The sequence below is a fragment of the Comamonas trifloxystrobinivorans genome, from assembly GCF_043359985.1.
GTDB lineage: Bacteria > Pseudomonadota > Gammaproteobacteria > Burkholderiales > Burkholderiaceae_C > Comamonas > Comamonas trifloxystrobinivorans.
In genome coordinates, this window is record NZ_JBHZGV010000017.1 from 1 (window position 1) to 3,210 (window position 3,210).

The 3,210-nt window shown below is 57.9% G+C and carries 3 protein-coding genes; all 3 read right to left on the reverse strand.

Annotated elements, in window-relative coordinates; genetic code table 11:
* Positions 1-110, reverse strand: a 110-nt coding sequence (locus tag ACFIQF_RS19485) for a GTP-binding protein (protein ID WP_243738762.1), incomplete at its 3' end; no start/stop codon positions are given.
* A gap of 162 nt (positions 111-272) precedes the next feature.
* Positions 273-2,384 (reverse strand): elongation factor G, encoded by a 2,112-nt coding sequence (fusA, locus tag ACFIQF_RS19490; protein ID WP_393945301.1) that lies wholly within the window; start codon positions 2,382-2,384, stop codon positions 273-275.
* A gap of 157 nt (positions 2,385-2,541) precedes the next feature.
* Positions 2,542-3,015, reverse strand: a complete 474-nt coding sequence (rpsG, locus tag ACFIQF_RS19495) for a 30S ribosomal protein S7 (protein ID WP_184704770.1) — start codon at positions 3,013-3,015, stop codon at positions 2,542-2,544.
* Positions 3,016-3,210: the final 195 nt, after the last annotated feature.

Genomic DNA, 3,210 nt, shown 5'->3' on the forward strand with positions numbered 1-3,210 from the left:
GACAGAACGGTAGCGATAGCAGCCGTCAGGGTGGTCTTACCGTGGTCAACGTGACCGATGGTGCCCACGTTCACGTGGGGCTTGGTACGTTCGAATTTACCTTTTGCCATGAGAATTTCTCCAAATAAAGAGCAAAACCTGTGTTGGGTTTAACGTCTACACCGGGTTGCTAAATCGCTTCGCACAGGAAACAAAGCGGCACCCGATCGTAGACAAAACTAAGAAAAAGATAGCAGCCAGCGCTTGTTTAACAAGCGCTGACGCTACTTTTATTAGGCCTTGGCGCGAGCAGCAACGATGGCTTCTGCCACGTTACGAGGAGCTTCAGCGTAGTGCTTGAATTCCATCGTGTACGTAGCGCGGCCTTGCGTTTGCGAGCGCAGCGAGGTGGCGTAGCCGAACATTTCGGACAGCGGCACTTCGGCCTTGATGGTCTTGCCACCGCCGACCATGTCTTCCATGCCCTGCACCATGCCGCGACGCGACGACAAGTCGCCCATCACGGTACCGGCGTAGTCTTCAGGCGTTTCCACTTCCACGGCCATCATAGGCTCGAGGATGACGGGGTTGGCCTTGCGAGCACCTTCCTTGAAACCGAAGATGGCGGCCATCTTGAACGCCATTTCGTTCGAGTCCACGTCGTGGTACGAACCGAAGGTCAGACGCACCTTGACGTCCACCACAGGGTAGCCAGCCAGCACGCCCGAGGTCAGCGCCTCGATCACGCCCTTTTCCACCGCAGGGATGTATTCGCGAGGAACCACGCCACCCTTGATTTCGTCGACGAACTCGAAGCCCTTGCCGGCTTCTTGGGGTTCCAGCGTCAGCACCACGTGACCGTACTGGCCCTTACCACCGGATTGGCGAACGAACTTGCCGTCCACGTCGGTGACCGTCTTGCGGATGGTTTCGCGGTAGGCCACTTGGGGCTTGCCCACGTTGGCTTCCACGCCGAACTCGCGCTTCATGCGGTCAACGATAATTTCCAGGTGCAGCTCGCCCATACCGGCGATGATGGTCTGGCCCGATTCTTCGTCGGAACGCACGCGGAACGAAGGATCTTCAGCGGCCAGGCGCGACAGGGCGATACCCATCTTTTCCTGGTCAGCCTTGGACTTGGGCTCCACAGCCTGTGCAATCACGGGCTCAGGGAACACCATGCGTTCCAGCACGATCGGAGCGGCCACGTCGCACAGCGTTTCGCCGGTCGTCACGTCCTTCAGACCCACGCAAGCAGCAATGTCACCGGCGCGGATTTCGTCCACTTCGATACGGTCGTTAGCCATCATCTGCACGATACGGCCGATACGTTCCTTCTTGCCCTTGACCGAGTTGTACACGGTGTCGCCCTTGGACAGAACGCCCGAGTACACGCGCACAAAGGTCAGCTGGCCCACGAACGGGTCGGTCATCAGCTTGAACGCCAGAGCCGAGAACTTTTCGTTGTCGTCGGCCTTGCGGCTCAGCTTCTTTTCTTCGTCGTCAGGATCGGTACCCGTCACGTCAGGGATGTCCACTGGCGAAGGCAGGTAGTCGATCACGGCGTCCAGCATGCGCTGCACACCCTTGTTCTTGAACGCGGTGCCGCACAGCATGGGCTGGATTTCGGTCGACAGCGTACGGGCACGGATACCGGCCTTGACTTCGGCTTCGCTCAAGTTACCTTCTTCCAGGTACTTGTTCATCAGCTCTTCCGAGGCTTCAGCAGCGGCTTCCACCAGGTTTTCGCGCCACTTGTTGGCGGTTTCCACCAAGTCAGCAGGGATGTCCTGGTATTCGAACTTCATGCCTTGCGAGGCTTCGTCCCAGATGATGGCCTTCATCTTGACCAGATCGACCACGCCCTTGAAGTTGTCTTCAGCGCCGATAGGGATCACCACGGGCACGGGGTTGGCCTTCAGGCGCAGCTTCATTTGCTCGTAGACCTTGAAGAAGTTGGCACCGGTACGGTCCATCTTGTTCACAAAGGCCAGACGAGGCACCTTGTACTTGTTAGCCTGACGCCACACGGTTTCAGACTGGGGCTGCACGCCGCCCACAGCGCAGTACACCATGCAAGCGCCGTCCAGCACGCGCATGGAACGCTCCACTTCAATCGTGAAGTCCACGTGGCCGGGGGTGTCGATGATGTTGAAGCGGTGCTCAGGGTACGACAGGTCCATGCCCTTCCAGAAGCAGGTCACTGCAGCGGAGGTAATGGTAATGCCGCGCTCTTGCTCTTGCTCCATCCAGTCGGTGGTAGCAGCGCCGTCGTGCACTTCGCCCAGCTTGTGGGTCACGCCGGTGTAAAACAGGATACGTTCGGTCGTGGTGGTTTTACCTGCGTCGATGTGCGCAGAAATACCGATATTGCGGTAGCGCTCGATGGGGGTCTTGCGAGCCATGATTGATCCTTTGTTGATCAGTGAGGTGGAGGTGATGCAGACTGGGCTGGTAGCGCAGGCATCGACCTACGATATGAGGGCAGTCCGAATCCAAGCAAGGCCGCAAGCAAAAAATCGATTGCTGGCGGCCTTTGCGAGGATCGGGAGATCGCTCAGATTAGAAGCGGAAGTGGCTGAAAGCCTTGTTGGCTTCGGCCATGCGGTGCACTTCGTCACGACGCTTCATCGCGCCGCCACGGCCTTCGGTGGCTTCCAGCAGCTCGTTGGCCAGGCGTTGTGCCATCGACTTTTCACCGCGCTTGCGAGCGGCTTCCTTGATCCAGCGCATCGACAGCGCCAGACGACGCACAGGGCGCACTTCCACAGGCACTTGGTAGTTGGCACCACCAACGCGGCGGGACTTCACTTCGACCATGGGCTTGACGTTGTTGATGGCAACCACGAAAGCTTCCAGAGGATCTTTGCCTGGGTGCTTCTTCTCGATCAGATCCAGAGCGCCGTAAATGATGCGCTCTGCAACTGCCTTCTTGCCGCCTTCCATGATCACGTTCATGAATTTGGACAGCTCTACATTGCCGAACTTGGGATCCGGCAGAATTTCACGTTTGGGGACTTCGCGACGACGTGGCATTTTTCACCTCAATCTATGCTTCAGTTGGCACCGTCTCCGGCACCGCGAGAGCCAAAATGGACTCCCACTTACTCGACCCACGCAAACCATTTGCGCTTCGGGTCACTACGCTGAATCTCGCGCCACGCGGGACACAGCACCTACTTATTCGATCAAAAAACCAGGGCTTACTTGGCCTTAGGCTTCTTGGCACCG